Raw genomic sequence first — 19,464 nt, 5'->3', positions numbered from 1 at the left:
AAAAGCGCGGGATGCACCATGGTAAGCGCCGCCTTCACTATAATGGACTGTGGATCCTGTGTCGTTTGAGGAGTCCGTCCATGGCTATTTCGCGTTGTCTGTTGATCGGTGCCGCGCTCGGCACCTGCGTGGCGTTCGTCTCGCACGCCGCTGCGTTCCATCCCGCCAAGCCCGCGCGGCCGGTGATGCAGGTCGCGGCGCTGGAGCGCGTCACCAGCGATAGTTGAAGCTGACGCTGATCCGCTTGTCCTTACCATTTCCCGGCGGGACTTCGTGGCGCAGCCAGCTTTCCCAGAGCAGCACCGTGCCGACCTCCGGCACCACTTCGATGAACGGCTGGAGCGACTCCGGCGCATCCGGCCGCCGCGTCGGCGCCGCCATCATCATCGCGAGCCGGGGATCTTCCAGCTTGAGCCCCCGCGCGCCCTGCGGCAGCGCCACATAGACGGTGCCCGAGACGACGCTGTGCGGGTGGATGTGCGCGCTATGCCCGCCCTTGCCGTCGAGCACATTGACCCACAGGCTGTCGAGCTTGAGCTTGCGCCCGGCGAGATCGAACGCGCACGCCTCGGCGAACTTGGCGACATGCCTGTCGAGCAGCCGCTTCAGGTCCGCAAAGGCCGGGTCGCGGATTGGCAGGTCGTTCAGCGAGGCATAGCTGGTATAGCCACGATAGTGGTTCTCGCGGCACCAGCGGCGGCCGGCGCTGTCGTCCTCAGCCAGTTGCAGGCACGAGGCTTCGAGATCGGCGACCAGCGCCTCGTCACCCAGCGGCTGCTGGTAGAGCAGGGTCGAAAACAGCGTGCGCATCAGGCGGACTCGACCATGCTCACTTCATATTGCGCGCGGCGCAGCGCGGTGATCAGCCGATCGAGATGGTTGCGGTCGCGCGTCTCGCACTCGATGTCGGTCACCAGACCCTTGGCGGGCAGCGAGGTGAACACCCGCTGGTGATAGACCTCGATGATATTGACGCCCTGCTCGTGGAAGATCCGCGCGACATGGAACAGCGCGCCGGGGCGATCCTGCAGCCGGATGCGCAGACGCGCGAGCCGACCCGACCGGGCGAGGTCGCGGAGCAGCACGTTCGCCAGCAGCCGCGTGTCGATATTGCCGCCGCACAGGATGGTGCCGACGGTCTTGCCCTTGAAGCGCTCCGGCTCGGACAGCAGCGCGGCAAGGCCAGCGGCCCCGGCCCCTTCCACCACCGTCTTCTCGATCTGGAGCAGCAGGCTCACCGCCTCTTCCAGCCGGCGCTCGCCGACCAGCACGATGTCGTCGACCAGCGCCTCGACGATCTTCGCGGTGATGGTGCCGGGATATTTCACCGCGATACCCTCGGCGAGCGTGTCGCCTGCGCACGGCATCTCGGTGTGGTGAACCCGGTTGTACATCGACGGGTAGAGCTCGGCCTGGACGCCGAGCACCTCGATCGGCCGGTCCTGCGCCTTGGCGACGACCGACGCGCCCGAGATCAGCCCGCCGCCGCCGATCGGCACGACCAGCGTGTCGATGCCCGGCACGTCCTCCAGCAGCTCCAGCGTCGCGGTGCCCTGGCCGGCGATCACGCGGGGATCGTCGAACGGGTGGATGAAGGTGAAGCCGCGCTCGGCCTCCAGCTCGCGCGAATGCTGGTAGGCCGCGTCGAAGGTCTCGCCGTGCAGCACGACATTGGCACCGTGCCCTTCGGTCTGCGTGACCTTCACGATCGGCGTGTTCTTGGGCATCACGATCGTGCTGGGGATGCCCAGCCGCGTCGCGTGATAGGCCAGGCCCTGCGCATGGTTGCCGGCCGACGCGGCGATCACGCCCTTGGCGCGCGCCTCCGCATCCAGCTGCAGCAGCGTGTTGAGCGCGCCGCGTTCCTTGTAGGCGGCGGTGAACTGGAGGTTCTCGAACTTCAGATACACGTTCGCGCCGGTCAGCTGCGACAGCGTGCGGCTGTGCAGCGTCGGCGTGCGCACCACTGCGCCCGAAATTCGCTCGGCCGCCGCACGAACATCGGCGATGGACACGGGGAGCGATGCGGGCGCTGGTGCTGCTTTGGTAGCCATAGGCTTCCCGCCTAGACCATCTGGCGCGGCAGGGGAACAGGCCCTATGCCCGCACCCATGTTCACGCGCCTCAAGCGGCTTGCCGCCGCCACCGCCCTGCTGCTCGCGCCCGCCGCCCAGGCCGATGGAATCGTTGACAATGTCAACGGCATCACGCTCGACTCCAAGGGCGCGGTGGTGCGGTTCGAGGCGCTGCAGATCGATCCTTATGGCAAGGTCGTCGCGGTCTACGCCAAGGGACAGAAGCGGCCGAAGAAGCTCGTCTGGCGGCTCGACCTCAAGGGCGCGACGATCGTCCCGGGGATGATCGACGCGCATGGCCATTTCATGGGGCTCGGCTTCCAGCAGCTCCAGCTCGACCTGTCCGCCACCACCAGCCTCGACGACGCGCTCGCCCGCATCGGCGACTATGCGGACAAGAGCCGGGCGAAATGGGTGCTCGGCCGCGGCTGGAACCAGGAAGCCTGGAAGCTAGGCCGCTTCCCGACCGCCGCCGATCTCGACCGTGCGGTGAGCGACCGCCCGGTGTGGCTGGAGCGGGTCGACGGCCATGCCGGCTGGGCGAACAGCAAGGCACTCGAACTGGCGGGCGTCACTGCCGCCACCAAGGACCCCGCCGGCGGCCGCATCGAACGCGATGCGAGCGGCAAGCCCACCGGCGTACTGGTCGACGCCGCGACCGAGCGGGTCGCCAAGGTCGTGCCCCAGCCCACCCCGCGCGAGCGCAATGCGGCGTTCCTGGCGGCCCAGCAGAAGCTGCTCTCGCTCGGCATCACCGCGACGGCCGATATGGGCACCACGGTCGACGACTGGGAGACGATGCGCGGCATGGCCGATATCGGCCAGCTCCACCTGCGCATCCTGAGCTATGCCCACGGCGTCGACACCGCGCTGCGCGTCGCGGGCGCCGGGCCGACGCCCTGGCTATATGGTGACCGGCTGCGGATGGGCGGCATCAAGCTCTACGCAGACGGCGCGCTCGGCTCGCGCGGCGCGTGGCTCAAGGCCGATTACAGCGATGCGCCGGGCAACAAGGGGCTGGGATTCCTCACCGACGACCAGCTGCTCAACCTGATGGCACGCGGCGCGATGGACAATTTCCAGATCGCCGTCCACGCGATCGGCGACCGCGCCAACCAGCAGGTCCTCGACGCGATCGAGATCCTCTCCGAAACCTACAAGGGCGATCGTCGCTGGCGGATCGAGCACGCCCAGATCATCGATCCCAAGGACCTGCCGCGCTTCGCCAAATATGGCACGATCGCGTCGATGCAGCCGGTCCATGAGACCAGCGACCGGCTCATGGCCGAGGCACGGCTGGGGCCCGATCGTCTCACCGGTGCCTATGCCTGGAAGACGATGCTGCGCAACGGCACGCACCTCGCCTTCGGTTCGGACTATCCAGTCGAGAGCCCCGATCCCTGGGCCGGCTGGGCGGCGAGCTTCACCCGGCAGGACGCGGCCGGCAACCCGCCGGGCGGCTGGCGGCCGGAGGAGAAGCTGACCCGCGAGGAAGGCTGGGCCGGCTTCACCATCGGCGCGGCCTATGCAGGCTTTGCCGACGACAAGATCGGGCGGCTGGCACCGGGGCTGTGGGCCGACTTCCTGATCCTCGACCGCGACCCGCTGACCGCCTCGCCCGCCGAGCTGCGCGCGACCAAGGTGGTGGAAACCTGGGTCGGCGGCCGCCGCGCCTGGGGCGCGAAGCCCTGAGCTGATGTTCCGGCTGGTCATGGCCGGCGCGCAGTGGCGCGACCGGATCGGCGCGGCACTGGGCGGCGCGATCGGGATCGGGGTGACGGCATGGGTCTCGGCGCTCGCCGGGTTCGAGGGCACGACGGCGATCCTGCTGGCGGCGCCGATCGGCGCCTCGGCGGTGCTGGTGTTCGCGGTGCCGTCGAGCCCGCTGGCGCAGCCCTGGCGGGTAATCGGTGGGAACGGGATTTCGGCGCTGGTCGGGCTGGCCGTGGCGTGGTGGCTCGGGCATGGCGCGCTTGCCGCTGGCGTGGCGGTTGGGCTGGCGATCCTCGTCATGTCGCTGACCCGCAGCCTGCATCCGCCGGGCGGCGGGACGGTGCTGCTGCCGGTGCTGGCGCCTGCCGTGATGGCGCAGGGGCTGGGGTTCGTGCTGCTGCCGATCGGGATCAACGCGGTCCTGCTGACGCTGTGCGGGCTGCTCGTCCATCGCTTCACCGGCCACAGCTATCCGCACCGAGCGCAGCCCGCCCCGCCCGCCCCGGGCCTGCTGCCGGAGGATGTCGATGCGGCGCTGGAGGAGGCCGGCGAGGCCTTCGACGTCAGCCGCGAAGACCTGCTGGCGCTGCTCGCCCGCGCGGAAAACCATGCAGCAGCGCGACGCGGGTGAAGCAGGCAAAGCCCCTCCCCTGAAGGGGAGGGGCTTAGCCTAGCAGCGCCGATACCCGCTCCCACAACGGCGGTCCCAGCGTCAACAGCCCGATCGCCGCAGCCGCAAGCGATGCAACCAGCACCCCGCCCGCCGCCAGATCCTTGATCCGCCCGACCGCGGGATCGAAGTTCGGACAGATCCGGTCGCAGAGATCCTCGATCGCGGTGTTGAACGCCTCGGCCAGCCACACCAGCGCGATGGCGAGGACGAGCCAGCGCCACTCGCCGACCGAAAGCTGCAAGACGGCGCCGGTCGCCACCGCGCAAAGCGAGGCAGCCAGGTGCACCCGCGCATTATGCTCCTCCCGCACCAGCACGCGCATCCCGCGGATTGCGTAGCGAAAGCTTTTCAGGCGGGCGGAGATGCTGAAGCCTTTCGGCGCGGCATGTTGGTCACTGGATTTCCGCATCCGAAGAACGTGGTCGATCCGATGGCGGCCCACCAGCCCCGAAACGAAAAAGGCCGCCGCCACCCGGAGGTGACGACGGCCCTGCCCCTGCGTGATCTCGGGAAAAATCAGGCGACCTGGGTGTCCGCCTGCATGCCCTCGTCCGGCTCGCGCAGCACATAGCCGCGGCCCCAGACGGTCTCGATATAATTGTCACCTTCGCAGGCCATGCTGAGCTTCTTGCGCAGCTTGCAGATGAAGACGTCGATGATCTTGAGTTCGGGCTCGTCCATGCCGCCATAGAGATGGTTGAGGAACATCTCCTTGGTCAGCGTGGTACCCTTGCGGAGCGAGAGCAGCTCCAGCATCGCATATTCCTTGCCGGTCAGGTGGACGCGGGCGCCGTCGACCTCGACGGTCTTGGCATCCAGGTTCACCGCCAGCTTGCCGGTGCGGATCACCGACTGCGAATGGCCCTTCGAGCGGCGCACCACGGCGTGGATGCGGGCGACCAGCTCTTCGCGGTGGAACGGCTTGGTGACGTAATCGTCGGCACCGAAGCCGAACGAGCGCACCTTCGAATCCATCTCGCTGATGCCGGAAAGGATCAGCACCGGGGTCTGCACCCGCGCGGTGCGGACCTTCTTCAGCACGTCATAGCCGTGCATGTCCGGCAGGTTCAGGTCCAGCAGGATGATGTCGTAGTCATACAGCTTGGCGAGGTCCAAACCTTCCTCACCGAGGTCGGTCGTATAGACGTTGAACCCTTCGCCCGAAAGGATCAGCTCGATCGCCTTGGCTGTGCTAGGCTCGTCTTCGATCAGCAGCACGCGCATTGCCGGTTCCCCTGTCCACACCACACGACGTAGCCCCGATGCCCGACGCGCTGGACGCTTCATTAACCTAAGCGTCAATGAAGCCGAAAGGTTAATTTCTCGTAAGTCGGACGGTTCCGCAAGCCCTGGGGAATTTACGCATCGGGTTCGGCCGTACCCGTGGAATCCTGGGGTCTTACATCGATCTCCTCGCCCAGAACCTCACGCAGATACAGGCTACGTACCAGCGTGAAGATCACCACCAGCAGCGCAGCCGAGAAGAACAGGCCGAACAGCCCGAAGACGAAGCCGATGCCGATGATCGCGAACAACGTGACCGCCGGCGGGATCGAAATCACGCGGCTCTGCACGAAGGGAGTGAGGAAGTTGGTCTGCACGATTCGCACGCCGGCGAAGACCAGCAGGCAGCCGATCAGCGCCCCCGATCCGCCGGTGGCGGCAAGCCCCAGCGCGGGCAGCATCGCCGCGGTGGGGCCGACATAGGGGATGAACTCGCTCAACCCCGCGAGCAGCCCCAGCGCGGCGGGCGACGGCACCCCCGCGATCCACAGCCCCAGCCCGACCAGCAGGCCCATGCTGGTCATCAGGATCAGCTGGGTGCGCAGCCACAGCCGCAGCGTGGTGCCCACATCCGCCAGCGCGTCCGCAAAGGCGTCGCGCGTGTTGCCCTTGGGCGCGAGCAGCAGCAGTCCGCGGATATAGACCCCTGGATCGGCGGCCATGAACAGCGCGCCGACCAGCAGCAGCAGGGCGTTGAGGAACAGCTCGAACGAGCCGAGCGCAAAGCCGCTGGCGTCGCGCGCGACTCGGGAACCCGCGAACGCCGCCTCTGCCGCATCATAGAGCTTCGCCGCTACCGGGCTCTCCTGCGCCCATGCCTTGAGCCGCGTGACCAGCTGCGGGATCGAGCGGACCAGCGCCTCGACCTGCGGCCCGAACTGCACCGCGAACAGCCAGACGAGAAAGGCGATCGCGGCCAGCACCGTCAGCATCGCGCTCACCACCGACCAGCGCTTCGGCACGCCAAGCTGGGCGTAGCGATCGGCAATGGCGCGAATCACCACCGCGCCGAGCACCGCGCCGAAGGTGAGGATCAGCAGATCGGCGGCGCGCACCAGCGCCACCACCACCGCGGCGACGGTGAGCAGGATAAGGACGCGACGGATGAACCGCGCATCGGCATCATCGGGAACGAGGCGCTTCACGCAGCCCGAACGCAGATGCTGCGCAACCGCTCCGTGAGAAATTCGATCAATGCTTCCACCCGCACCGGCCGCCGCGATCCCGGTGGGGTGACGAGGTGGAGCCCCACCGCGCCCGCCACCCAATCGGTGAGCACTGCCTCCAACCGTCCCGCGGCGATCTCGGCATCGACCAGAAAGCCCGGCAGCCGCGCGACGCCCAGCCCGGCGCGCAATGCCGGCAGCATCGCCTCGCCATTGTCGGTACGCAGCGGCCCGTCGACGCGCACCGCAGCCTCCTCGCCGCCCGCCTTCTTGAACCGCCAGACGCCCGGCGTCGCGGTGTTGGTATAGACAAAGCACGCATGCCGGGCGAGGTCTGCGGGATGTTGCGGGCGGCCGGCTCGCTCGAAATAGCCGGGGGCTGCGACCACATGGATGTTCACCGGCCCCAGCCGTCGCGCGCGCAGCGAACTGTCGGGCAGCTCGGCGATGCGGATCGCCACGTCGATCCCCTCGCCGACAATGTCGACGAACGCGTCGGACAGCGTCAGCTCCACCTTGATCTGGGGATGCGCGGTCATGAACTCGGCGATCAGGCCGGAGAGATGCCGCGCGCCGAAGGTCAGCGGCGCCGCCAGCCGCACCACGCCCGAGGGGGCGCTGGCGCTTTCGAACGCGGCTTCCTCGGCCGACTGGCCATCGTCCAGGATGCGCTGGGCATGTTCGGCGAGCTGCTGGCCGCTGTCGGTAAGCGTCAGCCGCCGCGAGGTGCGGTGGAACAATGCGGTGCCCAGCCGCTCCTCCAGGCGGGTGATCGCCTTGGACACGGTTGCCTTGGAGACGCCCAGCGCCAGCGCCGCGCCGCTGAACGAGCGATGCTCGACTACGCTGGCGAACACTGCCCAGGCCTCGAAATCCGGTAGCTTCATCCCCGCCTCTCCTGCTCGGCCAAGCCATATCACGAAACGATCAGTTTCCAACGTTTCCGTTTACGCGCTGATGCCAATCCCTATCTTGGCGGCAACACATGGGAGATCAGCGATGATCGACAAACGCAGTTTCGAAAGCCTGGGCGGCGCCGATCACGGCTGGCTCAAGGCCAAGCACCACTTCAGTTTCGCCGACTATTACGATCCGTCCCGCATGGGCTGGGGCGCCATCCGGGTGTGGAACGACGACGAGATCGCCCCGAACTCGGGCTTTCCGCCGCATCCGCACCAGAACATGGAAATCATCACCTATGTCCGCCAGGGTGCGATCACCCACCAGGACTCGATGGGCAACAAGGGCCGTACCGAGGCGGGCGACGTGCAGGTGATGAGCGCCGGCACCGGCGTACGCCACGCGGAATATAATCTCGAGCCGGAGACGACCCGGATCTTCCAGATCTGGATCCTGCCGCGCGAAGCCGGCGGCCAGCCGAGCTGGGGCGCAAAGCCCTTCCCCAAGGGCGATCGCTCGGGCCGTTTCGTCACGCTCGCGTCCGGCTTCAGCGACGACAAGGACGCGCTGCCGATCCGCGCCGACGCGCGCGTGCTGGGTGCCACGCTCAAGGCGGGCGAGAGCGTGCCCTATACCGTAGGCGAGGGTCGCCATGCGTACCTTGTACCCGCGGTTGGTTCGATCAACCTTGATGGTGATCGCGTCGACGCGCGCGATGGTGCAGCCCTTGCCGGCGGCCAGACCGTGACGATCACCGCGATCGAAGACGCGGAAATCGTCCTCGTCGACGCCGAATAAGCTTTTCCCCGGGGGGCGGCAGGCCTCCCGCCCCTTCCAAGACAGGAACAGTGCCATGACCAAGATCCTTGTTCTCTACTATTCGTCCTACGGCCACATCGCGCAGATGGCCGACGCCGTTGCCGAGGGCGCCCGCAGCGCCGGTGCCACGGTCGACGTCCGCCGCGTAGCCGAGACGGCGCCGTTCGAAGTCGCCCAGGCCGCCGGCTTCCGCGTGGACGAGAGCCACCCGGTGCTCGACGACGTCAACCAGCTCGCCCAGTATGACGGCATCATCGTCGGCACCCCCACCCGCTTCGGCCGCATGGCCAGCCAGATGGCGGCGTTCTGGGACAAGGCCGGCGGCGTGTGGTTCCAGGGCCAGCTGAACGGCAAGGTCGGCGGCGCCTTCACCTCGACTGCGTCGCAGCATGGCGGCCAGGAAACCACGCTGTTCTCGATCATCACCAACCTGCTGCACTTCGGCATGACCATCGTCGGCCTCGACTATGGCTATCAGGGCCAGGGCGGCGTGGACGAAGTGAAGGGCGGCTCGCCCTATGGCGCGACCACGATCGCCGACGGTGACGGCAGCCGCCTGCCGAGCGCGGTCGAGCTGGAAGGTGCCCGCTACCAGGGCCGCCGCATCGCCGAGACCGCTGCCAAGCTGAAGGCGTAAGCCTCTACGATCCTCCCCCGCAGGGGGGGGACCGCCGCCGAAGGCGGTGGTGGAGGGGTGTCCCCGCTGGGGTGCGCGTATCAAGCCGCAACCGGGGACACCCCTCCGTCAGCCCTGCGGGCTGCCACCTCCCCTTGCAGGGGAGGATTTGGTTCTGCATCCGGGCTCGCGCATTTCGCAGGGCGCGCTATATCCCGCTCCATGTTCAAGGACCGGGTACTCTTCATCGACGGCGAAGCGCTGATCATCGACAAGCCGGCGGGCCTCCCCGTCGATCGCCCGCGCGACCGCAGCGAGAGCCTGGAGGATCTGCTCGACCAGCTCACCTTCGGCTTTGAGCGCCTGCCCGTCCCCGTCCACCGGCTCGACCGCGATACCAGCGGCTGCCTGCTGCTCGCGCGCAATCCCAAGGCAATGAAGCGCTTCGGCCAGGCCTTCGAGGCCGGTCAGGTCACCAAGCGCTATGTCGCGATCCTCGAAGGCGTGCCCGAGCAGGAAAGCGGCGAGATCGACCTGCCGCTGGGCAAGGTCTCGACGATCGAAGAGGGCTGGCGGATGACGCACGACCCGAAGGGCAAGTCCGCGCGCACCCGCTGGAAGCGGATGGAAGTGCATGACGGCCGCGCGCTGGTCGCCTTCTACCCCGAGACCGGCCGCACCCACCAGATCCGCGTCCACGCGCTGGAAGGCATCGGCATCCCCATCGTCGGCGACCCCGTCTATGGCAGCGGCGGCCCGGCGCTGATGCTCCATGCCCAGTCGATCACCGTGCCGCGTTCCGGCAAGCCCGACGTCCATGGCGACGCCCCGCTGCCGGCGCGCTTCCACCATATCGGCTTCGGCCGCCTGACCCATGGCTGAGATTCCGGACGCGGCGATTATCGAGGAGAAGTTCCTCGCCGCAACGGGACCCGGCGGGCAGAACGTCAACAAGGTGGCGACCGCAGTGCAGCTGCGCGTCGACGTGTTCCGCCTTGGCCTGTCGCCCTATGCCTATGAACGGCTGAAGGAACTGGCCGGCACGCGGATGACCTCGGCGGGCGAATTGCTGATCACCGCGCGGCAATATCGCACCCAGGACGCCAACCGCACCGACGCCCGCCAGCGCCTCTCCGACCTGATCGACAAGGCGCACGAGCGCCAGGCCAAGCGGATCAAGACCAAGCCGAGCAAGGCCGCCAAGGCGCGCCGGGTGGATGCGAAGAAGGGCAGGTCCGCGGTGAAGGCGGGCAGAGGGAAAGTGAGCTTCGACTGAGCGGCACTCCCACCCCGCGTCTCAAGCGTATCCTCCCCCGCCAGGGGGAGGTGGCCCGCACAGCGGGTCGGAGGGGGAGGAAGCACGCCGATCGAGAGGTTCTGGCACCCTCCCCCTCCGTCGCCTTCGGCGCCACCTCCCCCTGGCGGGGGAGGAAACGCTGGAGACGCTGATAGCAAAGCCCCCCTCGCACCCGTCGCCGCAATCCCCTACATCGCCGCCATGTACGACTTCAACATCACCGCCGACACCAAGGCCGAGCTCTATCGCGACCTTGCCGCCGCCCTCGATTCGCTGACCGCCGACGAGCCCGATCCGATCGCGAACATGGCGAACGTCTCCGCGCTGATCGGCCAGTATCTGCCCGACCTCAACTGGTCCGGCTTTTACCGCAACCTCAACGACGAGCTGGTGCTGGGCCCCTTCCAGGGCAAAGCCGCGTGCATCCGCATCCCGTTCGGCAAGGGCGTGTGCGGTGCTGCTGCGGCGACGCGCGAGACCCAGCTCGTCGAGGACGTCCATGCCTTTCCCGGCCATATCGCCTGCGACGCGGCCAGCCGCTCGGAGCTGGTGGTGCCGATCGTCCACCAGGGCGAACTGCTCGGCGTGCTCGATCTCGACAGCCCCCTGCCCGCCCGCTTCGACGCCGGCGATGCGGCGGGCTGCGAGGCACTGATGCGCATCCTCGCGCCGCGCATCGCCTGAGACCGGCGCTTCAACGCCGCGAAACAACGCGTAGAGAGACACTCCTGGCACGGCCGTCAGGCCAACAGGTAATACCAAAACTTGTTTTTGTATTGAATTGGCCTTGACAGAATAGGACCGGTACCGGCCAATGTCGGGTCTGGGGGCAGTGCGGCTGCGAGGCAGCGCCGTCTCCGGTCCCGACCGCTGGAGAGTTTGCCTTGGCCCGACCCGCTGCCCGCCGTCTTCCGTTTCTCGGCTCCGTCGCAGCCTGCCTTGCCCTCGCCACACCCGCCGCGGCGCTTCCCGGCCGCCCGGCACCCGTCGCCGCACCGCAATCCCAGACCGCGGCCGCTCGCGCCGTGCTGGCGCGGCTCGGCGTCGATACCACCAGGATCGACCTTTCCCTGGTCCCCGGCACCACCCCGCAGTTCCGCGCCCGCGCCGCTGGCGGTCGGCTGCGGATCGAAGGCACCTCGCCCGTCGCACTCGTGCGCGGCGCCGCCCGCACGCTCGGACAGCAGGGCAGCCTGTTCGTTTCCTGGGAGGGCGTCCGCAACCGCCCGCTGGCGTTCCGCGACGGCTATGACAGCGGCATGGTCGCCTCGCCCTTCTCGCTGCGGACCTATCTGAACACCTGCACCTATGGCTACACCACCCCCTGGTGGAACTGGGGCCGCTGGGAGCGCGAGATCGACTGGATGGCCGCGCACGGCGTCGACACGCCGCTGGCGATGGAGGGGCAGGAGCATGTCTGGCGGGCGCTATGGCGCGAGCAGGGCATGAACGACGCCCAGATCGCCGAGGGCCTCTCCGCCGCGCCCTTCCTGCCCTGGCAGCGGATGGGCAATATCGCGGGGTATCGCGCGCCGCTCTCGGCCAGCTGGATCGAGAAGAAGCGCGTCCTCCAGCGCCAGATCCTTGCCCGGATGCACGCGCTGGGCATGAAGCCGATCCTGCCGGCTTTCTCCGGCTATGTGCCCGAGGCGTTCGCCAAGGCGCACCCGGAGGCCAAGATCTACCAGATGCGGCAATGGGAGGGCTTCCCCGGCACCTATTGGCTGGATCCGTCCGACCCGCTCTTCGCCAAGCTCGCCGCGCGCTTCCTCCAGCTCTACACGGCCACCTACGGCCCGGGCGAATATTACCTCGCCGATGCCTTCAACGAGATGGTGCCGCCGATCGCCGAGGACGGCAGCGACGCCCGCGCCGCGACCTACGGCGACGCCATCGCCAACACCGCCGCCACCCGCGCCGCAGCACTTCCCAAGGACGTGCGCGACGCCCGGCTCGCAGCCTATGGCGAGCGGCTCTATCGCTCGATCACCGCCGCCGCGCCGAACGCGACCTGGGTGATGCAGGGCTGGCTGTTCGGCGCCGACAAGGCCTTCTGGACGCCCGACGCGATCGCCGCCTTCCTCTCCAAGGTCCCCGACGAGCGCATGCTGGTGCTCGACATCGGCAATGATCGCTATCCCGGCATCTGGAACGCGACCAAGGCCTTTTACGGCAAGGGCTGGGCGTACGGCTATGTCCACAATTACGGAGGCAGCAATCCCGTTTACGGCGATCTGGGCTTCTATCGCAGCGACATGACCGCCGCGCTGTCGAACCCCGGCCATGGCCGGATGCGCGGCTTCGGGCTGTTCCCGGAGGGGCTGCACAGCAACTCCATCGCCTATGCCTATGCCTATGACCTCGCCTGGGGCGAGATCGACGCCAAGGGACAGGCTCGCCCGCTTGATGCGTGGATCGGCGACTATACCAAGGCCCGCTACGGCAAGACCTCGCCCGCTTTGGTCGCCGCCTGGGACAAGGCAATCGAGGGCGCCTACACCACCCGCTACTGGACGCCGCGCTGGTGGCACGAACAGGCCGGCGCCTATCTGCTGTTCAAATTCCCCAGCCTCGACGGCGCCGAATACCCCGCCGCCCCCGGCGATCCCGTGGCCCTCCGCGCCGGAATCGAAGCGCTGCTCGCTCAGGCGCCGCAGCATGCCGGCGAGCCGCTCTACACCTATGACGTGGTCGACCTTGTCCGCCACTATGCCAGCGTGAAGCTGGACGGGCAGCTCAAGACCGCCGTGGCCGCCTACCAGGCCGGCGACCTCGCCACCGGCGACGGCGCCACCGCTGCCGCCGAGAAGCTGGCCAAGGATATCGACGCCATTGCCGGCAACCAGCAGGAAACGCTGGGCAGCTGGCTCGCCGACGCCGCCGCCTATGGCGACACGCCCGCCGAAAAGGCGGCGTTCGTCGAACAGGCCAAGGCGGTGGTGACCGTCTGGGGTGGCACCGGCCATCTCTCCGACTATGCATCGCGCGCCTGGCAGGGGCTCTATGCCGGCTATTACTGGCCGCGCTGGCAGCGCTTCCTCGCCGCCCAGCGCGCCGCCGCTGCCGCGCACACGCCCTTCGACGCCAAGGCCACCGCCGCCGCGATCCGCGACTGGCAGGCCGGCTGGCTCAAGGACGGCCGGATGTGGGCTCGCCAGCGCCCCGCGGCCCCGCTAGCCCTAGCCCGCACGCTCCTCGCAGAAAGCGACGCCCGATGACCGAGACCCAGGCCAACACCGTCGCCGCGCTGGCCGGCAAGCCGCGCTTCCTCGCGCTCGACGTGTTTCGCGGTGCAACCATCTTCCTGATGATCCTGGTCAACACCTCGGGTCCGGGTGCCGCCCCCTATCCGCAGCTGGTCCATGCCAAATGGTTCGGCTTCACCCTCGCGGACCTGGTGTTCCCCACCTTCCTGTTCGCGATGGGCAATGCGATGAGCTTCGCCTTCCGCAAGCCGGTGGCGACGGGGCCATTCCTCGCCCGGCTGTTCAGGCGCGGCGCGATCATCTTCGTGCTCGGCTATCTGATGTACTGGTTCCCGTTCGTCGAGCACGGCGCGAACGGCTGGGAGCTCAAGCCCTTCGCGCTGACCCGCGTGCCGGGCGTGCTGCAGCGCCTCGCGCTCTGCTATGTGCTGGCCGCGCTGCTGATCCGCTGGCTCAAGCCGCGCCAGCTGCGGCTCGCCGCCATCGCACTGCTGCTCGGCTATTGGGCGATCCTGCTCGCCTTCAGCCCGCCGGGCATGGCCTATGACAAATATGCCAATATCGGCACCCGGATCGACCTGTGGCTGCTAGGCCCCGGCCATCTCTACAAGAAGGACGCCGGCTTCGATCCCGAAGGGCTGCTCGGCACCCTGCCCGCCACCGTCAACGTGATCGCCGGCTATCTGGCGGGCCTCGCCATCGTGCAGGGCGGCGACCTGCGCCGGACCGTCGGCCGAATGGCGCTGATCGGCGTCGCGCTGGTACTGGCCGGGCTGGCCTGGTCGCCCTGGTTCCCGATCGCCAAGAAGCTGTGGACCGGCTCCTATGTGCTGCTCACCGTCGGGCTCGACCTGCTGCTGCTCGGCGGGGCGATCTGGCTGATCGAGATCGCCGGGTTCAAGCGCGGCACCCGCTTCTTCACCATCCTCGGGCGCAACCCGCTGGCGATCTACCTCTTCTCGGAACTGTTCGTGACGGTGCTCGGCATGATCCCCCTGGGCGGGCACGACGGCGTGTACGAGGCGGCGGGTGTGGGCGTGTTCCAGACGATCGCGCCGGGCCCGTTCGGCGCGCTGCTCTGCGCCTTCGCCTACACGATGCTGTGCTGGGCGGTGGGCTGGTGGATGGATCGCAAGGGGCTGATCCTGAAGGCCTGACAAGACAGTTTTATTTCAAAGCGTTGATCCGCATCAGTCGGGGAACGCGGGGAAATCTGGGCCGTTGGAGGGGCTCAGGCGCTGGTTCTCGGCGCCCCTTCTAGAGGTCCACTATGACAGCGTTGGTGCAGCCGGCCGATTTCGCGCGCCCGGCTTCGGCAAACGGGATGCGGGTGCTCGAGCGGAGCGTCTATCGCGGCCCGCATCTGTTCAGCACGCGCCCGATGATCCGCATCCAGGTCGATCTCCGCGACCTGGAGCAATGGCCGAGCGATCGGTTGCCCGGCTTCACCGATGCGCTGCTCGCCCTCCTCCCCGGCCTCGGCGTGCATGGCTGCAGCTATCAGCGCCCCGGCGGCTTCGTCGAGCGGCTGCGCGAAGGCACCTGGATGGGCCACATCATCGAGCATGTCGCGCTGGAGCTGCAGACGCTCGCCGGATCGCGCGTCACCCGGGGCAAGACCCGCTCGGTCAAGGATCGGCCGGGCGTGTACAACATCCTCTATACCTATCGCGACGAGACGCTGGCGCTCGCCGCCGGCCTCGCCGCGATCCGGCTGGTCGCCGACCTGCTGCCCGAGCCACTGCGCAAGGTGGAGGGGCTGCAACTGCTCGGCGTACCCCCGCTCGATGCGCCGCAGGACGTGCGGGCAATCATCGCGTCGCTGCAGGCGATCCTGAAGGCGAATGCGCTCGGCCCAACCACGCGCGCGCTGGTCGAGGCGGCGGAGCGGCGCGGCATTCCCGTCACCCGGCCCAACGAGCAGAGCCTGATCCAGTTCGGCCAGGGCAGCCGCCAGAAGCGCATCCGCGCGAGCATCACCGGCGACACCGCGCAGATCGCCGTCGACATCGCCGGCAACAAGGCGATGACCAAGCAGCTGCTGGCCGAGGCCGGGCTGCCGGTGCCGCGCGGCGTTGTCGTCCGCCGGGTGGAGGAAGCGCTGGCCGAGGCCAAAAGGCTGCGCTGGCCGGTGGTGGTGAAGCCGCTCGACGGCAATCACGGCCGCGGGGTCACGACCGGGATCGCCGACGAGGAGGCGCTGCGCACCGCCTTCGATCTCGCGCTCCAGCATGGCCGCCGCGTGATCGTGGAGCAGCAGGTGCCGGGCAACGATCACCGCATCCTCGTCGTCAACGGCAAGGTGGTCGCGGTAGCGGAGCGGGTGCCCGCGCAGGTGATCGGCGACGGCTTCCACTCGATCGCCCAGCTGATCGACGACCTCAACCAAGATCCGCGTCGCGGCGTCGGCCACGAGAATGTCCTCACCCGCATCGTCATCGACGAGGCGATGCTGGCGCTGCTGGAGAAGAGCGACCGCACCCCCGCGACCATCCCGATGGCCGGCGAGCAGGTGATCCTGCGCGACACCGCCAACCTCTCCACCGGCGGCACCGCAGTCGATCGCACCGACGTGATCCACCCCGCCAACCGCGCGATCGCCGAGCAGGCGGCGGCGGTAGTGGGGCTCGACGTGTGCGGGATCGACTTCCTCTCGCCCGACATTCGCCGCCCGGTGCGCGAGACCGGCGGCGGCATCGTCGAGGTCAACGCCGCACCCGGCTTCCGCATGCATCTGGAGCCCTCCAGCGGTACGCCGCGCGACGTCGCCACGCCGGTGATCGACATGCTTTACCCCCGCGGCAGCCGCAGCCGGATCCCGATCTTCGCGATCACCGGCACCAACGGCAAGTCGACGACGGCGCGGATGGTGTCCCGCATCCTGCAACAGGCCGGCAGGAATGTCGGCATGACCTCGACCAGCGGCATCTATTTCAATGGCCATCTGATGGTCGAGGCCGATGCCAGCGGCCCGAAGAGCGCGCGCACCGTGCTGCGCAACCCGGCGGTCGACGTCGCGGTGCTGGAGACCGCGCGCGGCGGCATCCTGCGCGAGGGGCTCGGCTTCGACGGCGCCGATGTCGGCGCGGTGCTCAACGTCACCGCCGATCATCTCGGGCTCAAGGGCATCGACACGGTCGAAGACCTCGCCAAGGTGAAGGGCGTGGTGGTGGAGAGCGTCGCGCGGCGGGGACATTCGGTGCTCAATGCCGATGATCCGATGTGCCACCGCATCGCCCGCCATGCGCGCGGCACGATCGTGTGGTTCTCGCTGGCCGGTGGCCGTGACATGTCGGACCAGCTTCGCCGCCACATAGCCGCGGGCGGGATGGCCGTCGTACGCGAGCCGGACAGCTATGGCGGCTGCATCGTCCTCCACCGCGGCAGCGAACGCATCGAGGTGATGGCCGCCGCCGACATTCCCGCGACCTTGGGCGGCATCGCCGATTTCAACATCGCCAATGCGCTCGCCGCGGTCGCGATGTGCGCGGCGCAACGGCTGTCGATCGAGACGATCCGCGACGGGCTCAGCGCCTTCAGCATCTCGTTCGAGGATTCGCCGGGTCGGCTCAACATCCATGATGCCCATGGCCGCCGGCACATCCTCGACTATGCGCACAACCCCGCCGGGCTGCGCGCGCTGGGCCAGGTGATCGAGCGGATGCGCGGGCGCTACAACCGGGTGATCGGCATGGTCAGCATCCCCGGCGACCGGCGCGACTGCGACATCGTCGAGATGGGCCAGCTCGCCGGCAGCATCTTCGACGAGATCGTGTTCCGCGAGGCGCCCGACGGCCGCGGCCGCCCGCGCGGCGAAACCAATGGGCTGATGTCCGAAGGCGCGATGGCGGCGGGCGTGCGGCCAGAGCAGGTCCACCGCGTCGTCGATGAGATGGAGGCGGTGGACATGGTGCTGCAGCTCGGCCGCCCCGGCGACCTGCTGGTGATCATGCCCAGCGCGATCCAGGCGGTGTGGGATCGCATCCTCGCCTTCGAGCCCGAAGCCGCGGTTCGGGAGAAGCAGCATGCCTGAAGCCACACGCTGGGCGATCATCGTCCATGGCGGCGCCAAGACGATCGACCCGGCGCTCCACGATCGCAACCGCGCCGGGACCGCTGCGGCCGCCGAAGCCGGTGCGGCGGTGCTGCGCGCGGGCGGCAGCGCGGTGCTCGCGGCCGAGGCGGCGGTGCGGGTGCTGGAGGACGATCCGGTGTTCAACGCCGGCTTCGGATCGGTGCTGACCAGCGACGGCACGGTCGAGATGGACGCGGCGCTGATGGAAGGCACCGAGCTAAACCTTGGCGGCGTCGCGGGGGTGCGACGCGTCCGCAACCCGATCAGCGTCGCCCGCGCGATGCTGCCCGCTCGCCCGGTGCTGCTCGCCGGCGCAGGCGCGGAGCGGTTCGCGGCGGACAACGGCATCGAACTGGTAGAGCCCGAGACCATGCTCTCTCCGGAGGCGCTCGCTTCGGAGAACAGCAAGGCGCACGACACCGTCGGCTGCGTCGCGATCGACACCACCGGCGCGATCGCCGCGGCGACCTCCACCGGCGGCCTACCGGGCAAGCACCCCGGCCGGATCGGCGATTCCCCCGTGCCCGGCGCGGGCCTCTATGCCGACGACACGCTGGGCGGCTGCGCCTTTTCGGGCGACGGCGAGGCGATCCTGCGGACGATGCTGGCGGCGCAGGTGATGCATGCGCTCGAACGCGGCGGCTCGGCGAACGAGGCGGCCGAGCACGCCATCGCCCGGCTCGGACGGGTCGGCGGCGAAGCCGGGGCGATCGTCATCGAACGCTCGGGCGCCTTCGGCATCGCCCATAACAGCGATCATTTCGCGCTGGCACTCCACTCCCATGGGCTCGATGCCCCGCGCGCGGGCGTCCACCGCGACGAATTGAAGGACTTGTTGCATGGCTGATTCCGGCGGACCGCTCATCATCATCGGCGGCCACGAAGACAAGGAAGGCGACAAGACCATCCTCAAGGAAGTCGCGCGGCGGGTGAACGGCGGCAAGCTCGTCATCGCCACCGTCGCCAGCCACCAGCCTGACGGCTATTTTACCGCCTATCAGAAGGCATTTGGCGCACTCGGCGTCGACAATCTGGTCGAGCTCTACGTTCATGAGCGCGGCGAGACGCTGGAGCAGGAAACCCAGTCGGTGTTCGACGATGCCGCCGGCATCTTCTTCACCGGCGGCGACCAGCTGCGCATCTCCAGCCAGATCGGCGACACGCCGGTCGAGCGGATGGTGCGCGACATCCACGCCCGCGGCGGGGTCATCGCGGGCACCTCGGCGGGGGCGTCGGTCATGAGCGAGACGATGCTGGTGAAGGGCTCCAGCGCCGAATCGCACCGGATCGGCGACCTCCACATGGCGCCGGGCCTGGGGCTGGTCCGCGACGTGATCATCGATCAGCATTTCGCCGAGCGCGGCCGAATCGGCCGGCTGCTCGGCGCGGTGGCGCAGAACCCGCGCGTGCTCGGCATCGGCATCGACGAGGATACCGCGATCGTTCTGGAAGGCTGCTGCTTCCGCGTCGCGGGTGCTGGCGCAGTCTATATCGTCGACGGCTCGGGCGTCACCCGGTCGAACATCGCAGAGGCGAGCCCCGAGCGCACGCTATCGATGCACGATGTGCGACTGCACGTCCTCAGCCATGGCGACGAGTTCGACCTCGACCAACGCCGTCCCCTCTCCAAGAAGGACTGA

The 19,464-nt window shown here is 68.5% G+C and carries 19 protein-coding genes; 13 read left to right on the top strand and 6 right to left on the bottom strand.

All coding sequences use genetic code 11. From position 1 onward, the window contains the following. Nucleotides 1-80: 80 nt before the first annotated feature. Nucleotides 81-227, top strand: coding sequence for a hypothetical protein (locus BM009_RS22715; protein ID WP_175488129.1), 147 nt, complete (start codon nt 81-83; stop codon nt 225-227). Here BM009_RS22715 and BM009_RS19265 read toward each other — a convergent pair. Both BM009_RS19265 and BM009_RS19260 read right to left on the bottom strand, forming a co-directional pair. Further along, nucleotides 211-810: a TIGR02466 family protein gene (locus tag BM009_RS19265; protein ID WP_093298667.1), complete on the bottom strand. Its 600-nt coding sequence runs from the start codon at nt 808-810 to the stop codon at nt 211-213. The genes BM009_RS22715 and BM009_RS19265 overlap by 17 nt on opposite strands. Next, nucleotides 810-2,054, bottom strand: a complete 1,245-nt coding sequence (locus BM009_RS19260) for a threonine ammonia-lyase (protein ID WP_093298665.1) — start codon at nt 2,052-2,054, stop codon at nt 810-812. Before BM009_RS19260 ends, BM009_RS19265 begins: the two co-directional genes overlap by 1 nt. Nucleotides 2,055-2,111: 57 nt before the next feature. On the opposite strand from BM009_RS19260, the gene BM009_RS19255 reads away from it, so the two are divergent. Together BM009_RS19255 and BM009_RS19250 are read left to right on the top strand one after the other, a co-directional pair. Further along, on the top strand, nt 2,112-3,767 hold the full coding sequence (locus BM009_RS19255; RefSeq protein ID WP_093298885.1) for an amidohydrolase: 1,656 nt from the start codon (nt 2,112-2,114) through the stop codon (nt 3,765-3,767). Between the two features lie 4 nt (nt 3,768-3,771). Further along, nucleotides 3,772-4,419 carry an HPP family protein gene (locus tag BM009_RS19250; RefSeq protein ID WP_254772367.1) on the top strand — a complete coding sequence of 216 codons (648 nt, stop codon included), beginning with the start codon at nt 3,772-3,774 and terminating at the stop codon, nt 4,417-4,419. Nucleotides 4,420-4,453: 34 nt separating this feature from the next. Here BM009_RS19250 and BM009_RS19245 read toward each other — a convergent pair whose 3' ends face one another. From BM009_RS19245 to BM009_RS19230, 4 genes are all read right to left on the bottom strand, one after another. After that, on the bottom strand, nt 4,454-4,933 hold the full coding sequence (locus BM009_RS19245; RefSeq protein ID WP_254772366.1) for a diacylglycerol kinase family protein: 480 nt from the start codon (nt 4,931-4,933) through the stop codon (nt 4,454-4,456). A gap of 44 nt (nt 4,934-4,977) precedes the next feature. After that, nucleotides 4,978-5,685 (bottom strand): response regulator transcription factor CtrA, encoded by a 708-nt coding sequence (ctrA, locus tag BM009_RS19240; protein ID WP_093298664.1) that lies wholly within the window; start codon nt 5,683-5,685, stop codon nt 4,978-4,980. Between the two features lie 134 nt (nt 5,686-5,819). Then, nucleotides 5,820-6,890 (bottom strand): AI-2E family transporter, encoded by a 1,071-nt coding sequence (locus tag BM009_RS19235; protein ID WP_093298663.1) that lies wholly within the window; start codon nt 6,888-6,890, stop codon nt 5,820-5,822. Then, entirely contained in the window at nt 6,887-7,798 is a 912-nt protein-coding gene (locus tag BM009_RS19230; protein ID WP_093298661.1) for a LysR family transcriptional regulator, read from the bottom strand. Before BM009_RS19230 ends, BM009_RS19235 begins: the two co-directional genes overlap by 4 nt. 112 nt (nt 7,799-7,910) lie before the next feature. Here BM009_RS19230 and BM009_RS19225 point away from each other — a divergent pair, with 112 nt between their 5' ends. The 10 genes from BM009_RS19225 (at nt 7,911) to BM009_RS19180 (ending at nt 19,464) form a co-directional block, all read left to right on the top strand. Continuing rightward, a complete protein-coding gene (locus tag BM009_RS19225) occupies nt 7,911-8,609 on the top strand; it encodes a pirin family protein (protein ID WP_093298660.1) in 699 nt (232 codons plus the stop codon). 55 nt (nt 8,610-8,664) lie between these two features. Next, a complete protein-coding gene (gene wrbA / locus BM009_RS19220; protein WP_093298658.1) occupies nt 8,665-9,267 on the top strand; it encodes an NAD(P)H:quinone oxidoreductase in 603 nt (200 codons plus the stop codon). A gap of 201 nt (nt 9,268-9,468) precedes the next feature. Then, the gene (locus BM009_RS19215; protein ID WP_093298657.1) at nt 9,469-10,128 is read left to right on the top strand and encodes an RluA family pseudouridine synthase; all 660 of its coding nucleotides are present in this window, start codon (nt 9,469-9,471) and stop codon (nt 10,126-10,128) included. Continuing rightward, the gene (arfB, locus tag BM009_RS19210; protein ID WP_093298655.1) at nt 10,121-10,522 is read left to right on the top strand and encodes an alternative ribosome rescue aminoacyl-tRNA hydrolase ArfB; all 402 of its coding nucleotides are present in this window, start codon (nt 10,121-10,123) and stop codon (nt 10,520-10,522) included. Before BM009_RS19215 ends, arfB begins: the two co-directional genes overlap by 8 nt. Before the next feature lie 222 nt (nt 10,523-10,744). Further along, a complete protein-coding gene (locus BM009_RS19205; protein ID WP_093298654.1) occupies nt 10,745-11,227 on the top strand; it encodes a GAF domain-containing protein in 483 nt (160 codons plus the stop codon). Nucleotides 11,228-11,427: 200 nt separating this feature from the next. Then, on the top strand, nt 11,428-13,761 hold the full coding sequence (locus tag BM009_RS19200) for an alpha-N-acetylglucosaminidase (RefSeq protein ID WP_093298652.1): 2,334 nt from the start codon (nt 11,428-11,430) through the stop codon (nt 13,759-13,761). After that, the gene (locus BM009_RS19195; RefSeq protein ID WP_093298651.1) at nt 13,758-14,906 is read left to right on the top strand and encodes an acyltransferase family protein; all 1,149 of its coding nucleotides are present in this window, start codon (nt 13,758-13,760) and stop codon (nt 14,904-14,906) included. The genes BM009_RS19200 and BM009_RS19195 overlap by 4 nt, the downstream gene beginning before the upstream one ends. A 113-nt stretch (nt 14,907-15,019) precedes the next feature. Next, the gene (gene cphA / locus BM009_RS19190) at nt 15,020-17,782 is read left to right on the top strand and encodes a cyanophycin synthetase (RefSeq protein ID WP_093298649.1); all 2,763 of its coding nucleotides are present in this window, start codon (nt 15,020-15,022) and stop codon (nt 17,780-17,782) included. Beyond that, nucleotides 17,775-18,671, top strand: a complete 897-nt coding sequence (locus BM009_RS19185; protein ID WP_093298648.1) for an isoaspartyl peptidase/L-asparaginase family protein — start codon at nt 17,775-17,777, stop codon at nt 18,669-18,671. The genes cphA and BM009_RS19185 overlap by 8 nt, the downstream gene beginning before the upstream one ends. Further along, complete coding sequence (locus tag BM009_RS19180) at nt 18,664-19,464, top strand: cyanophycinase (protein ID WP_093298646.1); 801 nt, start codon at nt 18,664-18,666, stop codon at nt 19,462-19,464. The genes BM009_RS19185 and BM009_RS19180 overlap by 8 nt, the downstream gene beginning before the upstream one ends.

Source organism: Sphingomonas sp. NFR04 (genome assembly GCF_900114095.1).
GTDB lineage: Bacteria > Pseudomonadota > Alphaproteobacteria > Sphingomonadales > Sphingomonadaceae > Sphingomonas.
This window is presented reverse-complemented; position numbering and strand designations above follow the sequence as displayed.

Coding starts and splice junctions, on each gene's coding strand:
- BM009_RS22715 (WP_175488129.1), top strand. CDS start 81: ATGGCTATTTCGCGTTGTCTGTTGATCGGTGCCGCGCTCGGCACCTGC.
- BM009_RS19265 (WP_093298667.1), bottom strand. CDS start 810: ATGCGCACGCTGTTTTCGACCCTGCTCTACCAGCAGCCGCTGGGTGAC.
- BM009_RS19260 (WP_093298665.1), bottom strand. CDS start 2,054: ATGGCTACCAAAGCAGCACCAGCGCCCGCATCGCTCCCCGTGTCCATC.
- BM009_RS19255 (WP_093298885.1), top strand. CDS start 2,112: ATGTTCACGCGCCTCAAGCGGCTTGCCGCCGCCACCGCCCTGCTGCTC.
- BM009_RS19250 (WP_254772367.1), top strand. CDS start 3,772: ATGTTCCGGCTGGTCATGGCCGGCGCGCAGTGGCGCGACCGGATCGGC.
- ctrA (WP_093298664.1), bottom strand. CDS start 5,685: ATGCGCGTGCTGCTGATCGAAGACGAGCCTAGCACAGCCAAGGCGATC.
- BM009_RS19230 (WP_093298661.1), bottom strand. CDS start 7,798: ATGAAGCTACCGGATTTCGAGGCCTGGGCAGTGTTCGCCAGCGTAGTC.
- BM009_RS19225 (WP_093298660.1), top strand. CDS start 7,911: ATGATCGACAAACGCAGTTTCGAAAGCCTGGGCGGCGCCGATCACGGC.
- wrbA (WP_093298658.1), top strand. CDS start 8,665: ATGACCAAGATCCTTGTTCTCTACTATTCGTCCTACGGCCACATCGCG.
- BM009_RS19215 (WP_093298657.1), top strand. CDS start 9,469: ATGTTCAAGGACCGGGTACTCTTCATCGACGGCGAAGCGCTGATCATC.
- arfB (WP_093298655.1), top strand. CDS start 10,121: ATGGCTGAGATTCCGGACGCGGCGATTATCGAGGAGAAGTTCCTCGCC.
- BM009_RS19205 (WP_093298654.1), top strand. CDS start 10,745: ATGTACGACTTCAACATCACCGCCGACACCAAGGCCGAGCTCTATCGC.
- BM009_RS19195 (WP_093298651.1), top strand. CDS start 13,758: ATGACCGAGACCCAGGCCAACACCGTCGCCGCGCTGGCCGGCAAGCCG.
- cphA (WP_093298649.1), top strand. CDS start 15,020: ATGACAGCGTTGGTGCAGCCGGCCGATTTCGCGCGCCCGGCTTCGGCA.
- BM009_RS19185 (WP_093298648.1), top strand. CDS start 17,775: ATGCCTGAAGCCACACGCTGGGCGATCATCGTCCATGGCGGCGCCAAG.
- BM009_RS19180 (WP_093298646.1), top strand. CDS start 18,664: ATGGCTGATTCCGGCGGACCGCTCATCATCATCGGCGGCCACGAAGAC.